We start from the raw sequence: 18,748 nt of genomic DNA on the forward strand, positions 1-18,748 counted from the left end.
ACCGTCACCTTGCGCCATACTCTGGGTTTGAACGCCGTGGAGGGTGGAATGCTGAAGGGGACGCGAATCGTCGAGATCGAGGCGCTCGGGCCGGCGCCCTTCGCCGGCATGCTGCTCGCCGATCTCGGCGCCGATGTCATCGTCGTCCACCGCAAGCAGGCGCCTATGCCCGGCCTGCCCGAACGCTCGCTGCTCGATCGCGGCAAGCGCTCCATCGCGCTCGATCTGCGGGATGCCGGAGATGTCGCAGTGCTGATGCGCCTCATCGCCACCGCCGACGGGCTGATCGAGGGGTTCCGTCCCGGCGTCATGGAGCGCCTCGGCCTCGGCCCCGATGCCTGCCTGGCGGTCAATCCAAAGCTGGTCTATGGCCGTATGACCGGCTGGGGCCAGGATGGCCCCCTCGCCCGCACCGCCGGGCACGACCTGAACTATGCCGGCGTGTCGGGCGCGCTCTGGTACGCCTCCTTGCCGGGCGAGCCGCCCATGGCGCCGCCGACGCTCACCGGCGACATAGGCGGCGGCGCGCTCTATCTGGTGATCGGCATGCTGGCCGCCATCATGAGCGCGCGTGCCAGCGGCCAAGGCACAGTGGTCGACGCGGCCATCGTCGACGGCTCGGCCCACATGATGAACCTGCTGATGGTGCTCGGCCAGTCCGGCGGGCTCGTCGCCGAGCGCGGCCAAAGCCTTCTCGACGGACCGCATTGGTGCCGCGTTTATCGCACCGCTGACGGCGGTTTCATCAGCGTCCAGTGTATCGAGCCGAAATTCTATGCGCTGTTTCTCGACCGGCTCGGCCTCGCCGCCGACCCGCAATTCGCCAGGCAATTCGACCGCGATCTCTGGCCGGGGTTGGGCAGCCGGCTGGCGGCTATCTTTGCCGCCAAACCGCGGGGTGAATGGACCAGCCTGTTCGAAGGGTCAGACGCCTGCGTCACCCCGGTACTCGATCCATGGGAAGCAGCACGGCATCCGCACATGGCCGCGCGCGGCTCTTGGCTGGCGGTGGACGGCATCCTGCAGGCAGCCGCTGCTCCGCGCTTTTCCGGATGGGCGCAAAAGACGCCGGCGAAAGGTCCCGCGCGCGACGAACATGGCGGCGAGATTCGCGCGGAACTGGCGGATCCAGATACAAACCATTGAAATCGCCCGGTTTCAGGCTGCTGAAATTTAGCATTGGCTTCCGGGGCCGACTGGCTTGAGCTGACCGCCGCGCGGCCCACCTATTTCCCGCAATGATGATCGTTGATCTTGTTCAACGCGTTCGCATCCGGCCCCACCCGGTGATAGGAACAGGCGCCCGCCGCCGTCGTGACCAGTTGCTGGTCGTAGTAGCGCGGACCGCCGAACAGGAAGCCGAGGAGATCGTCATCGGCGGGAACGTAGCGTTCCGGCTCGGCCTGGTGATGGCGATGCCTGGACCCGGCGAATGCCGACGTAGACATGCCACAGGCTATCGCCACGGCAAGAGCGCAGATCGCAAACTGTTTCGTCGTCATCGGCAACACCCTCCTGGCCATTCGCATGTCCTATATAGGCAAAAAATCACCAGCCGAACAAAGGTTCCCTGGCACCGGTTTGCCTGCCCTTCGTCATCCAAGGGCGAAGCAAGGAGCGAAGCGACGCGCGCAGACCCTATGGATGACGAAGGCAGGGGGCGCTCGCGTATTGCCATTCGCAGGCCGCCCTCACCTGAATATCGGCACACCCCTCAGTCGGTCTGGATCCAGACTGATTTGGTCTCCAGATACTCATGCAGGTGTTCGATGCCGCCTTCGCGGCCGTAGCCGGACATCTTCATGCCGCCGAACGGCACCGCCGGGTCGATGGCATGATACATGTTGACCCAGACCGAGCCGGCCTTGATGCGGCGCGCCAGCTTGTGCGCGGTGCCGAGATGCGTGGTGAAGACACCGGCGGCCAGCCCGTAGGGCGTCGCATTGGCGCGCGCCACCGCTTCGTCGAGCGTGTCGAAGGGCATGGCGGAAATGACCGGTCCGAAAATCTCTTCGCGCGCAATGGTCATCTTGTCCAATACCGAACCGAAGACGGTCGGCGCGATGAAGTTGCCGCCATCATAAAGCGCGCCCGTCAGCCGCGAGCCGCCGGCGACCAGTTTAGCGCCTTCCTCGCTGCCGGCCTTGATATAGCCCTCCACCTTGCCGGCTTGCCTGGCATTGATCAGCGGCCCGATTTCGGTCTCCGCCTCGATGCCGTGGCCGACGCGCAATTCGCCGGCGAATTCCGCGACGCGGCGCACGAATTCGTCGTGGATTTCGCGCGCCACGAAAAGACGCGAGCCGGCGATGCAGATCTGGCCCGAATGCACGAACACCGCCATTGCCGCGACCGGCACGGCCTTGTCGATGTCGGCGTCGCGGCAGACGATGATCGGCGATTTGCCGCCGAGCTCCAGCGAAACGCGCTTGAGGTTGGCGACGGCAGCCCGAGCGATCGCTTGTCCGGTCAGCGTCGAGCCGGTGAAGACGATCTTGTTGACGTCGGGATGCTCGGCGAGCCGCGCGCCGGCCTCGGCTCCGGTGCCGGTGACGATGTTGACGACGCCGTCAGGCACGCCGGCCTCCTGCATCAGCCGGGCGATCAGCAGCGGCGTCAGCGACGCATCCTCCGAGGGCTTCAGCACGACGGTGCAGCCGGTGGCGAGCGCCGGCGCGATCTTCCAGATCGAGGCGGCGGTCGGCGCGTTCCAGGGAATGATCGCGCCGACGACGCCGACCGGCTCGCGCCTTGTGAAGGAGACGATCTCGCCGGGGATCGAATTGTCGATCGCCTCGCCATGCAGCGCCGTCGCCATGCCGCCATAGAAGCGCAGCATGCCGATGACGCGGCGCCGGTTGGCCAGCGTGCGGGTGATCGGCAGCCCCATGTCGAGCGTGTCGGAAACGCTGAGCTCTTCCCAATGCGTCTCGAACAGATCCGCGATCTTGAGCAGCACGCATTGCCGTTCGTAGGGCGAGAATTTCGACCAGGGGCCTTCGAAGGCTGCGCGTGCGGCGGCCACCGCCGCGTCAACATCGGCCGCCCCGCCACGCGGCACCGTAGCCAGCACCTCGCCCGTCGCCGGGTTCAGCGCCTGCATCTCCTGGCAGGACTGCGCCGGAACCCACTTGCCGCCGATGAACATCGGCCGGAATTCGCCATGGTAAAGCGTCGTGGCCTTCGCCCTCGGGTCGAAGTTCAGCGTCATCTCTTCCTCCTCACGAATTCCGCCGCGACTATTACTCCCGGCGCGGTCGACCTCAACAAGGAAAGGTGAGCTTGGGCTCCATGCCGGCGGCGACGAACACCACAGGCGTCGCCCGGGCGGCTGTCGGAAGCTGGCTTCAGGCACCCGCTCGCATGGTGAAGGAAGGAGGGTTCAGTCGAAGAAGCCCGCATCCTCTTCGCTGAGATACTTCCTGGCCGCTTCGGCGTCGATATCGAGCCCCAGGCCCGGCGCTTCCAGCAGGTCCACCATGCTATCCCTGACGATCTGCGCCGGCAGGCCGATCACCAGATCCTCCCACCACGGGTCCGAGGCGCTGGGATATTCGAACGCAACGTAATTTGCCGGCAAGGTGGCGCAGACATTGATCAGCGCGCCGAGGCCGAGCAGGCCGTTCGCGGTGCCGTGCGGTGCCATCAGGATCGAGTGCATATAGGCGTGCTCGGCGACCCATTTGAGCTCGGCGATGCCGCCAATATCGGCCGGGTCCGGACCGATGACCCGCACGGCCTGCGTCTCGATCAGTTCCTTGAAATTGTGCCTGAGGTAGATCTGCTCGCCGGTATGGATCGGCGTCGAGGTCGAGGTGGTCAGCTCGCGATAGGCCTGCGGATTGACCCACGGCACATAGTCGCCGGTCAGCATGTCCTCGAGCCACATCAAATTGTACTTTTCGACCGCGCGGGCGAACTTGATCGCATCGGGCAGCATCCAGCCCGGGCCGCAGTCAAGCGCCAGGCTGACCTTGTCGCCCAGCACCTCCTTCATCGCGATCACGCAGTCGAGCATGTGATTGAAGCCGCGCTCGCTGATCAAGCCCTGATCCATGGCGCCGTGATAACCGGCCTTCTTCTGCGTCACGCCGTAGTGAAAGCCTTCGATGCTGTCCTTCATGTTGGAGTGGAACGAGATTCCCTGCTTGACCATGAAGAAGTTCTGCGGCTGCTCCATCATCCATTTGACGTCGGCGGCATAATCCTCCGGCCGGTCGCCCGTGCGTTTCCGGCGGATCGAGCCGTTGTAGACGCGCACCTTGTCGCGCACCTTGCCGCCAAGCAGTTTGTAGGCCGGCACGCCCGCCGCCTTGCCGGCGATGTCCCACAGCGCATGCTCGATGGCGGAGACGGCGGCGCCATAGGGTTTGAACGAGCCACGCTGGCGGATCTTCAGCATCACCCGCTCGACGTCGGTCGGGTCCTCGCCGATCAGCGCCTCGCGGAAATGCAGCACGAAGGGCTTGAGGTAGGTCTTGGTGAACTCCACCTCGCCAAGGCCATGGAGGCCTTCGTCGGTCACGATGCGAACGATCGGGTGCTTGCCGATGACCGCGCAGCGCAGGTCGGTGATCTTCATGGCGCGGTCCTATTTCACAGACGAGAATGCTGTCGGCGTGAGCAGCTGGCTGCTGATATTGGCGATAATCTGCCCGTCGCGCTGAGACTCGTCCACGGCCCTGTGCCATGCCGGATCGGTGACGAAAGCCGTCCATTTCGCCTCACGCTCTGCCATCGATTCCCAGGCGAGGAAATAGGTGAGGCGATTGCTGTTTTCGCCGATCGCCGTGGTGAAAAACCCGGCTTGGCGGATGCCATGCCTCTCCCAAATGGCCAGCGTTTGCTCGGAAACGCGCTTGAGCAAAGCCGGCAGCCTGCCCGGCAGGCAGTCATAGATACGCAGTTCGTAGATCATGGTTTCGTCCGTTTCTTTCTTCGCCTCTCCCTTGGGAGAGGTCGACACGAATGGTCGGTCGTTGGCCCTGTGAGCCTGGGGGGAATGTGGGCATGGGGTCTGGGCTAACTCCAGGTCCGGTCCCAGCTATATTCATTGTCCCAATGCTCGGTGGATTGCCATATCCCCGTGACACCGGGCTGCAGATGCTGGCTGATCACCTCGTCGACCACATCGTCTATGCCCAGCCCCGGTCTGTCGGACACGGTGATGAAGCCGTCCTTGACGAGCGGCTTGGGCAGGCCGGTGACGATATCGTCCCACCAGTCGACATCGGCGGAGTGGTATTCGAGCGCCATGAAGTTCTCGGTCGCGGTGGCGACATGCGCGGCGGCCATCGCGGCGATCGGACTTTCGGCCATATGGATCGCCATGGCGACGCCGTGGTCCTGCGCCATGTCGCCGATCTTCTTCGTCTCGAGGATGCCCCCGCTGGTGAGCAGATCCGGGTGGATGACGGAGAGGCCGCCGCTCTTGAGCAGCGGCTCGAAGCCTTCCTTGAGGTAGATGTCCTCGCCGGTGCAGATCGGCACGGTGGTGGCTCCCTGCAATTGCCGGTACTGCTCGGTATATTGCCAGGGGATGACGTCCTCCAGCCAGGTCGGAACGTATTTCTCGATACGGCGCGACAGGCGTATGCCGTCCTGTAGCGAGATGTGGCCGACATGGTCGATGGCGAGCGGGATCTCGTATCCGATCACCTCGCGAACCTCGTGGATGTACTGCTCGAGCAGATCAATCCCCTTTTCGGTGAAATGCAGGCCCGTGAACGGGTGCTGCACGTTCTGCGCGTCGTAGGCGAGATTTCGCGCCTTGCGCTCCTCTGGCGTGCCGCCACGGCCGCGTGGATTGGCATGAAACCCTTCGAGCGCGCCGGCGGGCGCGGATACGGCGCCGGGGATATGGGCGATCTGCATCAAGCCCAGGTCCATCTTGAGGAAGGTGAAACCCCGGCCCATGCGCTGCTTGAGGCGCTTTCCGGTTTCGGTGCCGCTTGGTTTCTCCGCATCGGTATCGCAATAGACGCGCACATGATCGCGGAACCTGCCGCCGAGCATCTGGTAAATGGGAACGCCATAAGCCTTGCCGGCGAGGTCCCACAGCGCGATCTCGACCGCCGAGACGCCGCCGCCTTGCCGGCCATGACCGCCGAACTGCTTGATGCGGCGAAACAGGCGATCGATGTCGCAAGGGTTCTCGCCAAGCAGCCGGCTTTTTAGCATCAGCGCGTAGGTGGCGCTGGCGCCGTCACGCACCTCGCCAAGCCCGACGATGCCCTGATTGGTATAGATCTTGAGCAGCGCCGAGGTGAATGGCGCGCCGACGATTTCGGCCACCCGCATGTCGGTGATGCGAAGGTCGGATGGCTTGGAATTCGTGTTGACCCGATTGAGAGCCTCGCCGGCTCCGCCCGTCTTTGGCATGACTTGTCCTCGTTCTGGTCGGGGGCTTGTCCGCCCCAGGCGCCGGCCGGCATCGAGCGTGCTAGCTCAGCTCGATCTCATGGGCTTGCAGGTAGTCGCGGTTCATCTCGACACCGAGACCAGGCTTCGACGTCAGCCTGAGGCTGCCGTTCGAAACATCGAGCGGCTTGTCGATGAGATGATCGTATTTGCCCAGGTTCCACTCCGACGTTTCGAGCTTGTAGAAGTTCGGAACGGTCATCATCACCTGCGCCCCCGCGACCACGTTGATCGGCCCCGCGGCGTCATGCGGCGAGACCGGGATGTAGTAGGCTTCGCACAGGGCGGATATCTTCTTCAGTTCGGTGATGCCGCCGGTCCAGGTGACGTCAGGCATGATGTAGTCGGCGAGCTTGTTCTCGAGCACCGGCACGAAATCCCATTTCGTATGGCCGCGCTCGCCCCACGAGATCGGGGCACTGACCTTGTCACGCACCTGCTTGAGGGCGTTGAGGCTCTCGGGCGGACAGGGCTCCTCGAACCAGTCGATCTGGCCGGCCTCCTCGAGGCTGCGGCAGAGGCGAATGGCGGTGGGAACGTCGAAGCGGCCATGCGCGTCGATGAGGATGTCGATGTCAGGACCCGCCGTTTCGCGGATCAGCGCCGTGAGTTCGGCGGCTTCGCGCTCGTCCTTGCGGGTCATGCTGCCGTCGAGATAGCCGTCCCGCTGCTCGCGCGACAGCCCATCGGTGCTGCGGCCCTGATGCGGGAAAGGATCGAACTTCAGCGCCGTGTGTCCGGATTCGACGATGTCGCTGATTTCGCGGACCACAGCCTCCTTGCTGGTGAATTTCGCCTGGTTGGGATGGGTGTAGAGCGCGATTTCCCCGCGTACCGGACCGCCCAGCAACTCGTAGATCGGCTTGCCGAGGACTTTGCCACGGATATCCCAGAGCGCTATGTCGATGGCGCTCACGCATTCGACGGCGGCGCCGCGGCTGCCCATATAGGTGAAGCTGCGGAAAATCTTGTGCCACAGGTGCTCGATGCGCGCCGGATCCTCGCCGGTGACGGCGGCGCCGATCTGCCGCAGGATCGTGCAGAGCGCACGGTTGGCCAGCTTTGTCGTGGTGGTGATCTCGCCCCAGCCACTCACCCCCTCGTCGGTCGTCACTTCGACGAACAGGTACTCTCCCCAGTAAGAAGCATCGGATTTGATCAGCCACGGCCGAATGCTCGTGATTTTCATCTCTCAACTACCCTTATCTGGAATGACCCGAGGAGCGGTGTTCCGGGCCGATTGTTCTACCCTGCCCGCGCGGCGTTGCGCGCGCGCATGTGTTCGAGGACATGCCGCCCGGAGCCTTCGACATGGCGCGCAATGAGTTCGGCTGCCTCGTCGGCATTTCCCGCCTTCACATGCGCGATGAGTTCGCGGTGCTCGCGAATGATCGCGGCACGCCGGGCGAGCGTGAAATTGAAACGCCGGCTCACGGCGCGCAGCACTTCGCGATGCTTCCACCAAAGCTCGGCGGCATGGCGGTTGTAGTGCCTCTGGTACATCACCGTGTGAAAGGCGGTGTCCAGTTCGCTGTGCCTGAACGTGTCGGCAAAATTGTTCTCCTCGATCAGGCCCTGGATACGTTCGAGTTCGGCAATGTCCTCGACGGTAGCCATGTTCACGAACCATCGCGTCAGCGCCGGCTCGATAAGCACACCGATCTCGTAGATATCGCGGACAAAATCCTGGTCTATGGGCCGCACGCGCGCCCCGCGATTTGGGAGAAAGGTGACAAAGCCTTCCCCTCGCAACAGTTGCAGAGCCTCGCGCACGGGATTGGTCGAGGTGCCGTGACGCCGGGCGAGATCTGTGACCACAAGCCGCTCGTTGGCGGCGAGCCGGCCCTCGATGATGTCCTCCCTGATCAGCTCATAAAGCGAGGCGCCCTCGCTCGAGGCGCCGAGAGGATCGATCCCCTCGGGTGGCTCTGCTTTAAATTCCCGCGTTTCGGCCAAGGCCGGCTCCCCTTCCACGAATACACACCTTTCTCGATATCACGCACGATTTCCATAAACAATGTACGATTTGTTGCGTTGACAGCCAATCTGCGATCTGAAAACGTATAAATTGCTCGAAGGGATACATTTGAGGAGATGTCCCTGCGGCCGACGAGTAAAGCCGCTCGCCTCGATGCAGGGCGGCATGGGAGAGAAACCTGGAGGATACCTATGACGAGGTTCACACTCGGCGGTGCCGTCCTGCGCGGCACTGTCTCCACTGCATTGATCGCATCGTTGATGTCCGCACCGGCTCTGGGCGCGGCGCCGGTCGACTTGAGCAAGTGGTCGCCGGAATATGTGCGCTCCATTGCGGGCACACAGGAATTTGACACGGCCGCCGATTGCGGCAAGGTCACCCCGCTCGACTACAAGGGGCGACTGACTTTCTGGTATCAGGGCGTGTTCGAGGGCGACCCCGATCTCTTGCGCCAGTACTACAAGGATTTCTTCGAGACCTTCCGCAAGACCTATCCGAACATCCAGCTCGAGGAACAGGCCCTCACTTACAACGATCTCCTGGACAAGTTCCGCACGGCGCTCCTTGGCAATGCGGCGCCGATGGCGGTCCGCCTGCAAATCCTGGGCGGCACCGAGTTCGCTTCAAAGGGCTATCTGCAACCGCTGAAGCCCGAGGATGTGGGGTATTCGACCGAGGATTTCTGGCCGGGCGCCATGAAGGCCGTGACATGGGACGGCGTGACCTACGGCATTCCAACCAACAATGAGACGATGGCGTTCATCTGGAATGCCGATATCTTCAGGCGCGCCGGTCTCGATCCGGACAAGGCTCCGGCAACCTGGGACGACGTCGTCAAATATTCCAAGCAGATCCACGACAAGCTCGGCATTGCCGGTTACGGCCTCGTGGCTCGCAAGAATGCCGGCAATACCCCGTATCGCTTCATGCCTCAATTGTGGGCCTATGGCGGCGGCGTCTTCGACGAAGCCACGGCGAACCCGACTTACAAGGAGGTCGAGCTCGACAGCCCGCAGAGCAAGGCCGCGCTGCAAGCCTCTTACGACATGTATGTCCGCGACAAGTCGGTTCCGGTTTCGGCGCTCACCAACCAGCAGGCCGACAACCAGCCTCTGTTCCTCGCCGGCCAGCTCGGCATGATGATCTCGCACCCGTCCGACTACAATGTCATGCTCGACCTGCAGAAGAAGGCGACCGGCACCGACAAGGACAAGGCGCAGACCGTCATCGACAACATGCGTTACGGCCTGATCCCGACCGGCCCCGACGGCAAGCGCGCTGTCGTGTTCGGCGGCTCGAACATCCACATCCTGAAGCCCGAATATGTCGAGGGCGGCAAGGTGGACGAACCGGCCGCGAAGGCCATCATCTGCATGTGGACCAGCCCGGAATGGTCGCTGAAGATGGCCTATGCCGGCTCGAACCCGGGCAATCTCAACGGCTTCAAGACCAAATGGATGAAGGAGCGCCTGGACAGCATCAAGTTCCTCGATGTGACGACCTCGATGCTGCCATACGGCATTCCGTTCCCGGCGCTGCCGCAATCTCCCGAGATCATGAACATCATCATCCCGGACATGCTGCAGAATGCCCTGACCGGAGCGATGACCGTCGATCAGGCAGCGGACGACGCGGCCAAGAAGGTGAAAGACCTGATGGGCGGACTTTAGTCCGAGCTGACCCGCGATCTTGACCGGCTGCCCTGAGGGGCAGCCGGTTCGTTCCGACGAACAAGGGCACGCCAAAGTGACGATCGTGACCGGCAAGACCGAGGCTCGCCGAAGATTGCAACCCGCTGGATCCGGCGTGCTGCGCAAGATCTGGGAGCATCGCGCTGACTATGCGTACGTGCTGCCCGCGATCGCCGTGATGCTCGTCGTCATCGCCTATCCGATCTACTATACGATCGAGCTGTCGTTCTTCAGCACGCCGCCTGGCCTGCAGCTCCGCGACAAGACCTTCATCGGCTTCGCCAATTACACGACCATCCTCACCAGTGCGGTGTTCTGGAAAGTCACCTGGAACACGCTGATCTGGACGGTGGGATCCACCGTCATCTCCTTCGTCCTGGGGTTTGCCGCCGCGCTGGCACTCCACCGCGACTTTTTCGGCCGTGGGGTCCTGCGCGCCATCCTGATCATTCCCTGGGTCATCAGCGCGGTCGCCGCCTCCTATATCTGGAAGTGGATCTACCATTCGGACTTCGGCATCATCGGCGCGGTGCTGGTCGGCCTCGGCCTGGCCGACCGGCCGCCGAATTTCATCGACAGCGTCTCAACGGTGCTGCCCTCCCTGATCGTCGTCAATATCTGGCGTGAATTTCCGTTTGCCATGATCATGATGATGGCCGGCCTGCAGACGGTCCCCGACCAGTTGCTGCGCGCCGCCAAAGTCGACGGCGCCAATGCGTGGCAGCGCTTCTGGCACGTCACCTTCCCGCATCTGAGCAATGTGTCGACGGTGACGATCCTGCTGCTGGCGGTCGCCAACTTCAACTCCTTCATCATCCCCTGGATCATGACCGGCGGCGGGCCGTCGAACGCATCGCATATCTGGATCACCCACATTTATGAGCTCGCCTTCGGCCGGCAGCGCTGGGGGGTGGCATCGGCCTATTCGGTGCTGCTGTTCATCATCCTGATGACGCTGGGCTACTTCTACGTCCGCGCGCTGAGCGGCAATGACCGGAAGGACGGGAGCGCATGAGCACGATTGCCGAGACAGCTCCTCGAGGCCAGGCCCGTCGCCGCATCCGCATAGACGGATGGCGGTGGGGCGGGCGCATCTTCCTGGTATTCATGCTGCTTTACACCGCGCTGCCGATGGCCTGGATGCTGATCACCTCGATCAAGTCCGGCTTCGCCGCGATGCAATTCCCGCCGCAATGGTGGCCTGACCAACCGACCCTTGCCAGCTACCAGAAGCTGCTCGATCCGCAGAACAGCGTCGGCCAGGACTTCCTCCGCTTCTTCTGGAACAGCCTTTTCGTCTCCACCGCCACAACCATCCTTTCGGTGATCGTGGCGGTTCCCGCGGCCTACGCGTTTTCGCGCTTCACCTTCCCGGGCCGGAACTTCCTGTTCTTCACCGTCCTGCTTCGCAACATGTTCCCGGCGGTGATCTTTCTCGTGCCGCTCTTCATCCTGATGCGCGCGATCGGGCTGGTGAACACGCACGGCTCGCTCGTTCTCACCTACCTGACATTCGGCCTGCCGCTGGCGATCTGGCTGCTCAAGGGCTTCTACGACAACATCCCGGTGCAGCTCGAGCAGGCGGCGCGCATCGATGGCGCGACGCGGTTCCAGGCCTTCATCCTGATCGTCATGCCGTTGTCGACGCCGGGCATCATCGCCACGGCGATCTACTCCTTCATCGGCGCGTGGAACGAGTACATCTACGCCTACACCTTCCTCTCCAAGAACGAACAGCTGACGCTGCCGGTCGGCATCCAGCGCTTCTTCTCGGAAAACACGACGGACTTTCCGGGCCTGATGGCGGCCAGCTTCATGATGAGCGTGCCCGTCGTGGTGCTGTTCCTCGTCCTGCAACGATACTTCGTACGCGCCCTCACAGAAGGCGCGGTCAAGCATTAGGAGTTGCCGATGGCCCATGTGGTCCTCAAAGATCTCGTCAAGACCTATGGCGGCTTCAAAGCCGTCAACGAGGTCTCGCTGACGGTCAATGACGGTGAGTTCGTTGCGCTCGTCGGCCCCTCGGGCTGCGGCAAGACGACAACCCTCAACCTCATCGCCGGGCTGATCCCGATCACATCCGGCGACATCGTCATCGGCGACCAGTTGGTCAACGACCTCGACCCCAAGGACCGCGACATCGCAATGGTGTTCCAGAACTACGCGCTCTATCCGCAAAAGTCCGTCTACATGAACCTCGCCTTCCCGCTGCAGATGCGCAAGCTGCCAAGGGCCGAGATCGACAAGAAGGTCCGTGAAGCAGCGCGTGTGCTGGACATGACGCAGTTGCTCGAGCGCAAGCCGCGCGAACTCTCGGGCGGGCAACAGCAGCGCGTGGCGCTCGGCCGCGCGCTTGTTCGAGATCCGGCGGTATTCCTGATGGATGAACCGCTCTCCAATCTCGATGCCAAGCTGCGCGTGCAGATGCGCTCCGAGATCAAGCGGTTCCATCAGGACCTCAAGGCGACGATCATCTATGTGACGCACGACCAGCTCGAGGCCGTGACCATGGCGGACAGGATGGCCGTGATGAACGGCGGCTATCTACAGCAATATGATTCGCCGGCGCAGGTTTTCGCGCATCCGGCCAACATGTTCGTCGCCAGCTTCGTCGGCAGCCCGGCGATGAGCCTTATTCCACTGGAGGCATCCACGGCAAACGGCGACACCGTCCTGAAGAGCGCGGAAGGCTGGAGCCTCGAGCTGTCGCAACGCAACGCGCGCAAGGCCCAGAGCGCGACCAGCAGGAAGGTCGTGCTCGGTGCGCGGCACTCGACGATCAAACTCCACAAGGGCGCGGTCCCCGGCGCCATTCCGGCCAAGGCATATACGGTGGAACCCACCGGAGACGTGACCTTCGTGCAGGCGCTGCTCTCCGGCGCCATCGTCAACATCAGCGTGTCCCCCAACATTGCCGTCAAACCTGACGAGCAGATCTGGCTCGAGTTCGACCAGGAGCGGATGCACCTGTTCGACGGCGAAACTGAAATGGCACTCGAGGCCGCCTGAGACAGGCGTTTGGGACTGGCGTGGATGACGACGAAGCTCAAGATCACCGCGATCAAGCCCTACCCGGTGTGGGTGGGGACGCGCAACCAGATGCTGGTGAAGGTCGAGACCGACCAGGGCATTTTCGGCTGGGGTGAGAGCGGCCTGAGCGGCCGCGAGAAGGCGGTGACCGGCGCGGTCGAGCACTATCGCGAATTCCTTGTCGGCCGCGATCCCCTGCAGATCGGCCGCATCTGGCAAGAGGCCTATCGCAGCCAGTATTTTGAAGGCGGGCGCGTTTTGCAGGCGGCGATTTCCGCCATCGACATCGCGCTTCACGACATCAAGGGCAAGGCGCTGGGGGTGCCGGTCTACGACCTGCTTGGCGGCAGGCAGCGCGACCGCATCCCCACTTTCGCCTCGACCGGTGACGAGGCAGAGGGCGATGTTGCCATCGAACGAGCCCGCGAATTGTACGAACAGGGCTGGCAGGCGATCCGCTTCTTCCCCGTCGGGCAAAACAGCAAGGACATCTTCGAGCCGCGCGAGTCGATCGGCGTGACCGCGCGGATGCTGAACAAGGCCCGCGAGGCGCTGGGCGACGGCGTCGTCCTCGGCATCGACTATCATCATCGGCTGTCGGTGGCCGAGGCGGCGAGCTTCTGCAACAAGCTCGGCCGCGGCGTGCTCGATTTCCTCGAGGAGCCGATACGCGACGAAACCCCGGAAGCCTACGAATCCCTGCGCACGATGACCGACATTCCGTTCGCCATCGGCGAGGAATTTGCCAGCAAGTGGCAGTTCCTGCCCTACATCGAGCGCGGCATCCATCAGTTCAACCGGCTCGATGTCTGCAATGTCGGTGGGCTCACCGAAGCGATGAAGGTCGCTGGCTGGAGCGAGGCGCACTATGTCGACCTGATGCCGCACAATCCGCTCGGCCCGGTGTGCACGGCCGCGACCGTGCATCTTGCCGCCGCGGTACCCAATTTCGCCTGGCTCGAGACCAGGGCGCCCGAAAGAAAGCTGGGCTTCGACAGTTCCGAGTTCTTCCCGGTGCAACCGCAGCTCGACGGCCCCGCCTATCCGGTCGGCGATCTGCCCGGGCTCGGCGTCGAGGTCAATGAGGCGGCGATCCAGGCGCAGAGCTTCCGTTTCTGGGAAGCGCCGCACCTCAAGCGCCGCGACGGTTCTGTCACCAACTGGTAGTTCAATATCAACCGGAGTCCACCATGACGCACACCTCCGATATCACCCGGCCGCCCAAGGACCTGATCGAGGGATTGAAGGAGATCGGCGCCGCGACCGTTGCCGGCACGCTCGGCCATATGGGCTTCCGCAATCCGCACATGGTCGGACCGGTGGCGCAGAACCACGGCAAATCCATCGTCGGGCCGGCGCTGACGCTGCAGTTCATGCCGCAGCGCCCGGATCTCTTCAACGAGGGCGAATATGCCGATCCGGAGACGCAACTGCACCGGCACGTGCTCTATCATGCCCAGGAGGGCGACGTGGTCGTGGTCGACGCGCGCGGCGACATGAGCTCCGGCGTCTTTGGCGATATGATGTCGACCTATTTCAAGGGCAGAGGCGGCGCGGGCGTTGTCATCGATGGATGCATGCGTGACAGGCCCAATGTCGAAAAGCTCGACCTGCCGCTTTGGCTGCGCGGCTGGACGCCCAACTATCATGTGCAGACCAGCATCTATCCCAATGCCGTCAACGTTCCGATTGCCTGCGGCGGTGTCACGGTGATCCCCGGCGACATCATCGTTGCCGACGATGACGGCGTCGTGGTTGTTCCCGTCGCCATGGCCGCAAAGGTCATCGAAGAAGCCAAGAAGCATCACGATTGGGAAGAGTTCTCGCGAGAGAAGCTTATGCAGGGCGCCCCGCTGCAACGCTATTATCCGCTGCATGACGACGCCCGCGCAGAATACGAGGCCTGGCGCAAGACAAACGGCTTGGGGAGCCCAACGTAGCCTAGAGAAAACGTGACGTATCGAGCAGCTCGGCCACGCCGTCCAGTTCCTTGTGCAGGCGATGCCAGCGACGGTCGAGATAGACCAGCGAATGCGCCTCCGGAGCGACCTCGTCTGGCTGTACCTCGCCTTCCAGCAGCTCCGCCGCGACCAGCGTCGCGCCCTCGATCGGCAGCAGGCCGAGCCGGCGCGCGCGGAACCAGGTCGAAACGCCGGTATAGCGCGGTTCGCCGGTGGGCAGCCGCGCCCAGGCGCCCCCGGGCGGGAAGCGTTCCGCGCCGCTCGACGCGCAGAGTTGCGCCAGGTCGATATCGGTGAAGCGGAGCAGGTGGATCACCATGGTCTCGGCCCGCAGCAGGGGCTCGGACGAGGTCGATTTCATCGAGAGCGAGAAGGCGACGACCGGCGGCGCGGCACTCACCGAGATCAGCGAGGACACGGTCATCGCCACCGGCCTGTCGCCGGGATCGGCCGTGATCACGGCGACACCCGCCGGATGGCGGCGAAAGGCTTCGCGGAAGGCGTTGGTCATCGGATGCGGCGCGTTCATCGGCATGTCTCTTCTGCTGCTTGGAAAAGGGGCCGGACGGCGTCCGCCGTCCGGCCCTTCGGACTACTTCTTCTCGATCAGGTCGTAGAACTGCCAGACGCGGTCGCTCCAGACGCCGCCGATATCGCGGCCGGCCGAGGTGACGATCGACGGAGCGATCGTGAAGTGGTTGGCCGCCACCATCATCTCGCGGAAGGTGCGCTGGATCACGCCGGCGCGCAGCGACGCGCCGCCACCCGCGCGATAGGCGAAGTTGCAGATATCGACGCCAACTTCGTGAATCTCGGACTTGGCCAGATGGACAAGGCTGATCTGCCGCGTCGACATCCTGTTGCCGGCCTCGACCGTCGCCTCGATGTCGCGCCAGGTTTCGAAGACAAAGGCGCGGGCGGCACGATAGCGGGCCTCGGCGCGGCCATAGTCGTGCCAGAACTTCTCGCTCTCGCCGATCAGCCCGGCGCGGCCCGACTTCGAGCGGGCGAACTTGGCGATCTCGTCCAGCATCCGCCGGCCCGCACCGAGAGCCCAGCCGGTATGGCCGATGGCGGCGAGGCCCACGACGCCGAGGCTGAAGAACTCCTTCTGGCGCAGCGGCGGCGCGGTCAGGATCGGGAAGACGAGATCATCGGCAATGAAGACGTCCTCGGCCGCGTAGTCGATGCTGCCGGTGCCGCCGAGGCCCAGCACGTCCCAATTGCCGAGCTGCTTGTGCTCGGGGATCGGCGCATGCGCGCACATGACGATGACATTGCCGTTCTCGTCCTTGGCGGGCTTGCCGGCGCCGTCGTCGACGAAGGCGGCGCTGTGGCTGTAGGTGGCGTGGCTGAAGCCGCTGCCATAGCTCCACTTGCCGTTCAGCCGGTAGCCGCCGTCGACCTTCTTCAGCATGCCGAGCGGCGCGCCCTGCCCCGAGAAACGGTTGTCGGTGCCCGGCGCGAAAAGCCGCGCGACCGCACTGTCGGGCAGGAAGGCCGCCGACATCGCGCCAATGCAGCAATGCACCATCGAAACCCAGCCCGCCGATCCCGAATGCCAGGTGATCGCCTCGATCAGTTCAAGGCCCTGCGTGGGTGGCAGTTGCGCGCCGCCAAGGCTTTCGGCGGCGAAGATATGCGACATGCGCAGCGGCTTCAGCACCTCGAACGTAGCCTGGGTCAGTTCGCCGCTATCCTCGTCGGCGGCGGCATTGGCTTCCAGGATCGGCCCGATCTCCGCGATCTTCTTCAGCAGGTCGCGATGGTCGACGGTCGTTCCCCACGAGCCATGCTTGATGGGTTTGTTCATCGTTTTCTCCTCCTTGTTTGAAATGTGATCAGCCGGCGAGGAAGTCGCCGATCTTGCTCAGCGTTTCGGGTCTTTCCTGCATGACGAAATGGCCGGCATCCTCGACCTGGATCAGGCGTGCATCCGGGAGCGCCTCGACAAAGAGTGGCGCCTGGCTGGCGGGCAACAGACGGTCCCTGGTGCCCCAGACGACCAGCGTCGGATTGGTGATGCGCGCCAGGAAGCGGCGCAGATTGGGATGGCCCATGCCGAATGGCGCCAGCAGGCGGCCCAGCGTCTCGCCCTCACGGGCGCGATCGGCGCCGAAGGCCTCCGCGAAGGCCGGGTCCGAGCCGTCCGGGAAATAGCGCAACGCCACCGAGACGTCGTGCGCCAGATGGGCGGGCAGCTCCTGCGGCGCCACCGCGCCCAGATCCGTCGCCGGGTGCGAAGGATCGTTGAGCCCTGCCGGCGCGATCAGCACCACCTTGTCGAAACGCTCGCGGGCAAGGCCGGCCAGCTCGGTCGCCATCCAACCACCCATGGAAAAGCCGATGAGATGAGGCTTCTCCGACAGTTGCAGGGCATCGAGCAGGTTCAGATAATGCAGAACCATGTCGGGCATCCCAGCCACATGCGGCGCGGCACCAGAAAAGCCGAAGCCCGGATGGCTGGGGCACAGAACGCGGAACCGGTCGGCGAGACCTGCCGCAAAGTCGAAACCTTCCAGCGTCGAGGCGCCGTGCAGGAACAGCACGGGTTTGCCCTTGCCGATGGCCTTCACCACCGTTTTTACGCCGCCGACATCGTATTCGAGCGTTTCGAACTGGACGGTCATTCTTATCCCTCCTCAGACAAGTTCGGGCTGGATCAGCACTTTGCACTGCGTGGTGCGGCGGCGAAGGCTCTCGAAGACCTGCGGGACCGGCGAGAGATCGATCCGATCGGTGATCAGCGCCCGCGGCGCGAAAGGTCCGCCGCGCAGCGCATCAAGGGCGACGCCGAACTCGTTGCGCTGATGGAAGAAGACCGAGAACAGCACGTTCGCTTCCTTGGTCAGCGCGATGAACGGGTCCCATTCGTCGCCGCCGATGCACAGGCCGACGCCGACCACAGTGCCCTGCAGCCGGACCGCCCTGACCGCCGCGTCGATGAGGCCGCGCTTGCCGACGCATTCGAAGACGATATCGGGCGCACCGCCACAGAGATCGGCAAGGTTCTCGGCCAGCCTGTTGCCCGATAGAGCGAAACCGGTCGCGCCAAGCGCCAGCGCGCGGCCCCGCTGATGGCTGTGTATATCGGCCACGACCACGCACGACGCCCCCATCCGCCGCGCCCAGAAGGCGACGAGCAGGCCGATCGGTCCGGCACCCAGTATGGCGACCCGGTCTCCCGGCTTCATGCCCGAGCGCACGATGCAATGCAGCGCGACCGAGAGCGGCTCGGCCAGCGCGCCATCCTCTATCGCCACCTCTTCGGGCAGGACGTGGCACTGGCGCGCGGCGACGGCCGCGTATTGCGCATAGCCGCCGCCAATCAGCACCATGTCGGGGCAGCGGCCTGGATCTCCGCGCCGGCAGGCCTGGCATTGCCCGCAGCCGCGCATCGGCACGACGGCGACACGGTCACCGATCCCAAGGCCCGCGACCCGTGATCCCAGCGCGACGATGTCGCCGGCGAATTCATGGCCGAGAACGAAACCTCCGCCGATGCCGAAAGGCACCGGATCCTCGGTGATGTGCAGATCGCTGCCGCAGATGCCGCAAGCGGCGACACGCAGGACGACCTCGTCGGGTGCCGGGGTCGGGTCTGGCACCGTGCCGACGCGCAGCGGATTGCCGACCGTATCGAAGATGGCTGCTTTCATGAAAATCTC

18 protein-coding genes are annotated in these 18,748 nt (G+C 63.8%); 7 read left to right on the forward strand and 11 right to left on the reverse strand.

The genetic code is table 11. The features are described from left to right. Positions 1-48: 48 nt before the first annotated feature. Positions 49-1,146: a CaiB/BaiF CoA transferase family protein gene (locus ACWGS8_RS11705; RefSeq protein WP_454581065.1), complete on the forward strand. Its 1,098-nt coding sequence runs from the start codon at positions 49-51 to the stop codon at positions 1,144-1,146. 80 nt (positions 1,147-1,226) lie between these two features. On the opposite strand, the gene ACWGS8_RS11710 is transcribed toward ACWGS8_RS11705, so the two are convergent. The 7 genes from ACWGS8_RS11710 to ACWGS8_RS11740 form a co-directional block, all read right to left on the reverse strand. Continuing rightward, on the reverse strand, positions 1,227-1,502 hold the full coding sequence (locus tag ACWGS8_RS11710; protein WP_454581066.1) for a hypothetical protein: 276 nt from the start codon (positions 1,500-1,502) through the stop codon (positions 1,227-1,229). A gap of 212 nt (positions 1,503-1,714) precedes the next feature. Beyond that, positions 1,715-3,211 (reverse strand): aldehyde dehydrogenase family protein, encoded by a 1,497-nt coding sequence (locus ACWGS8_RS11715; RefSeq protein ID WP_454581067.1) that lies wholly within the window; start codon positions 3,209-3,211, stop codon positions 1,715-1,717. A 171-nt stretch (positions 3,212-3,382) separates the two neighbouring features. Then, on the reverse strand, positions 3,383-4,582 hold the full coding sequence (locus ACWGS8_RS11720) for a mandelate racemase/muconate lactonizing enzyme family protein (RefSeq protein ID WP_454581068.1): 1,200 nt from the start codon (positions 4,580-4,582) through the stop codon (positions 3,383-3,385). 9 nt (positions 4,583-4,591) lie between these two features. Next, complete coding sequence (locus ACWGS8_RS11725; RefSeq protein ID WP_454581069.1) at positions 4,592-4,918, reverse strand: NIPSNAP family protein; 327 nt, start codon at positions 4,916-4,918, stop codon at positions 4,592-4,594. Positions 4,919-5,022: 104 nt separating this feature from the next. After that, complete coding sequence (locus ACWGS8_RS11730) at positions 5,023-6,381, reverse strand: mandelate racemase/muconate lactonizing enzyme family protein (RefSeq protein WP_454581070.1); 1,359 nt, start codon at positions 6,379-6,381, stop codon at positions 5,023-5,025. A gap of 61 nt (positions 6,382-6,442) precedes the next feature. Then, entirely contained in the window at positions 6,443-7,609 is a 1,167-nt protein-coding gene (locus ACWGS8_RS11735; RefSeq protein ID WP_454581071.1) for a mandelate racemase/muconate lactonizing enzyme family protein, read from the reverse strand. A gap of 56 nt (positions 7,610-7,665) precedes the next feature. Next, positions 7,666-8,376: a GntR family transcriptional regulator gene (locus tag ACWGS8_RS11740; RefSeq protein ID WP_454581072.1), complete on the reverse strand. Its 711-nt coding sequence runs from the start codon at positions 8,374-8,376 to the stop codon at positions 7,666-7,668. 213 nt (positions 8,377-8,589) lie between these two features. Between ACWGS8_RS11740 and ACWGS8_RS11745 the strand changes: the two genes are divergently transcribed. From ACWGS8_RS11745 to ACWGS8_RS11770, 6 genes are all read left to right on the forward strand, one after another. Continuing rightward, complete coding sequence (locus ACWGS8_RS11745; protein ID WP_454581073.1) at positions 8,590-10,068, forward strand: ABC transporter substrate-binding protein; 1,479 nt, start codon at positions 8,590-8,592, stop codon at positions 10,066-10,068. A gap of 76 nt (positions 10,069-10,144) precedes the next feature. Next, positions 10,145-11,104, forward strand: coding sequence for a carbohydrate ABC transporter permease (locus ACWGS8_RS11750; RefSeq protein WP_454581074.1), 960 nt, complete (start codon positions 10,145-10,147; stop codon positions 11,102-11,104). Then, positions 11,101-11,991, forward strand: coding sequence for a carbohydrate ABC transporter permease (locus ACWGS8_RS11755; protein WP_454581075.1), 891 nt, complete (start codon positions 11,101-11,103; stop codon positions 11,989-11,991). Before ACWGS8_RS11750 ends, ACWGS8_RS11755 begins: the two co-directional genes overlap by 4 nt. A 9-nt stretch (positions 11,992-12,000) precedes the next feature. Beyond that, a complete protein-coding gene (locus ACWGS8_RS11760) occupies positions 12,001-13,098 on the forward strand; it encodes an ABC transporter ATP-binding protein (protein WP_454581076.1) in 1,098 nt (365 codons plus the stop codon). A gap of 24 nt (positions 13,099-13,122) precedes the next feature. Further along, complete coding sequence (locus tag ACWGS8_RS11765) at positions 13,123-14,286, forward strand: mandelate racemase/muconate lactonizing enzyme family protein (protein WP_454581077.1); 1,164 nt, start codon at positions 13,123-13,125, stop codon at positions 14,284-14,286. A gap of 23 nt (positions 14,287-14,309) precedes the next feature. After that, the gene (locus ACWGS8_RS11770; protein WP_454581078.1) at positions 14,310-15,059 is read left to right on the forward strand and encodes a ribonuclease activity regulator RraA; all 750 of its coding nucleotides are present in this window, start codon (positions 14,310-14,312) and stop codon (positions 15,057-15,059) included. A gap of 1 nt (position 15,060) precedes the next feature. Here ACWGS8_RS11770 and ACWGS8_RS11775 read toward each other — a convergent pair whose 3' ends face one another. The 4 genes from ACWGS8_RS11775 to ACWGS8_RS11790 all read right to left on the reverse strand — a co-directional run bounded on the left by ACWGS8_RS11775 (position 15,061) and on the right by ACWGS8_RS11790 (position 18,739). Beyond that, positions 15,061-15,609: a flavin reductase family protein gene (locus ACWGS8_RS11775; protein ID WP_454581079.1), complete on the reverse strand. Its 549-nt coding sequence runs from the start codon at positions 15,607-15,609 to the stop codon at positions 15,061-15,063. A 63-nt stretch (positions 15,610-15,672) separates the two neighbouring features. Continuing rightward, a complete protein-coding gene (locus ACWGS8_RS11780) occupies positions 15,673-16,893 on the reverse strand; it encodes an acyl-CoA dehydrogenase family protein (RefSeq protein ID WP_454581080.1) in 1,221 nt (406 codons plus the stop codon). Between the two features lie 28 nt (positions 16,894-16,921). Further along, positions 16,922-17,710 carry an alpha/beta fold hydrolase gene (locus ACWGS8_RS11785; RefSeq protein ID WP_454581081.1) on the reverse strand — a complete coding sequence of 263 codons (789 nt, stop codon included), beginning with the start codon at positions 17,708-17,710 and terminating at the stop codon, positions 16,922-16,924. 12 nt (positions 17,711-17,722) lie between these two features. Continuing rightward, positions 17,723-18,739: a zinc-dependent alcohol dehydrogenase gene (locus ACWGS8_RS11790; protein ID WP_454581082.1), complete on the reverse strand. Its 1,017-nt coding sequence runs from the start codon at positions 18,737-18,739 to the stop codon at positions 17,723-17,725. Positions 18,740-18,748 lie beyond the last annotated feature (9 nt).

Source organism: Mesorhizobium sp. 43Arga (genome assembly GCF_053714255.1).

Excerpts from the sequence above, each read along its gene's own strand:
- ACWGS8_RS11705 (WP_454581065.1), top strand. The coding sequence starts at position 49 with ATGCTGAAGGGGACGCGAATCGTCGAGATCGAGGCGCTCGGGCCGGCG.
- ACWGS8_RS11710 (WP_454581066.1), bottom strand. The coding sequence starts at position 1,502 with ATGACGACGAAACAGTTTGCGATCTGCGCTCTTGCCGTGGCGATAGCC.
- ACWGS8_RS11715 (WP_454581067.1), bottom strand. The coding sequence starts at position 3,211 with ATGACGCTGAACTTCGACCCGAGGGCGAAGGCCACGACGCTTTACCAT.
- ACWGS8_RS11720 (WP_454581068.1), bottom strand. The coding sequence starts at position 4,582 with ATGAAGATCACCGACCTGCGCTGCGCGGTCATCGGCAAGCACCCGATC.
- ACWGS8_RS11725 (WP_454581069.1), bottom strand. The coding sequence starts at position 4,918 with ATGATCTACGAACTGCGTATCTATGACTGCCTGCCGGGCAGGCTGCCG.
- ACWGS8_RS11730 (WP_454581070.1), bottom strand. The coding sequence starts at position 6,381 with ATGCCAAAGACGGGCGGAGCCGGCGAGGCTCTCAATCGGGTCAACACG.
- ACWGS8_RS11735 (WP_454581071.1), bottom strand. The coding sequence starts at position 7,609 with ATGAAAATCACGAGCATTCGGCCGTGGCTGATCAAATCCGATGCTTCT.
- ACWGS8_RS11745 (WP_454581073.1), top strand. The coding sequence starts at position 8,590 with ATGACGAGGTTCACACTCGGCGGTGCCGTCCTGCGCGGCACTGTCTCC.
- ACWGS8_RS11755 (WP_454581075.1), top strand. The coding sequence starts at position 11,101 with ATGAGCACGATTGCCGAGACAGCTCCTCGAGGCCAGGCCCGTCGCCGC.
- ACWGS8_RS11760 (WP_454581076.1), top strand. The coding sequence starts at position 12,001 with ATGGCCCATGTGGTCCTCAAAGATCTCGTCAAGACCTATGGCGGCTTC.
- ACWGS8_RS11765 (WP_454581077.1), top strand. The coding sequence starts at position 13,123 with ATGACGACGAAGCTCAAGATCACCGCGATCAAGCCCTACCCGGTGTGG.
- ACWGS8_RS11770 (WP_454581078.1), top strand. The coding sequence starts at position 14,310 with ATGACGCACACCTCCGATATCACCCGGCCGCCCAAGGACCTGATCGAG.
- ACWGS8_RS11775 (WP_454581079.1), bottom strand. The coding sequence starts at position 15,609 with ATGAACGCGCCGCATCCGATGACCAACGCCTTCCGCGAAGCCTTTCGC.
- ACWGS8_RS11780 (WP_454581080.1), bottom strand. The coding sequence starts at position 16,893 with ATGAACAAACCCATCAAGCATGGCTCGTGGGGAACGACCGTCGACCAT.
- ACWGS8_RS11785 (WP_454581081.1), bottom strand. The coding sequence starts at position 17,710 with ATGACCGTCCAGTTCGAAACGCTCGAATACGATGTCGGCGGCGTAAAA.
- ACWGS8_RS11790 (WP_454581082.1), bottom strand. The coding sequence starts at position 18,739 with ATGAAAGCAGCCATCTTCGATACGGTCGGCAATCCGCTGCGCGTCGGC.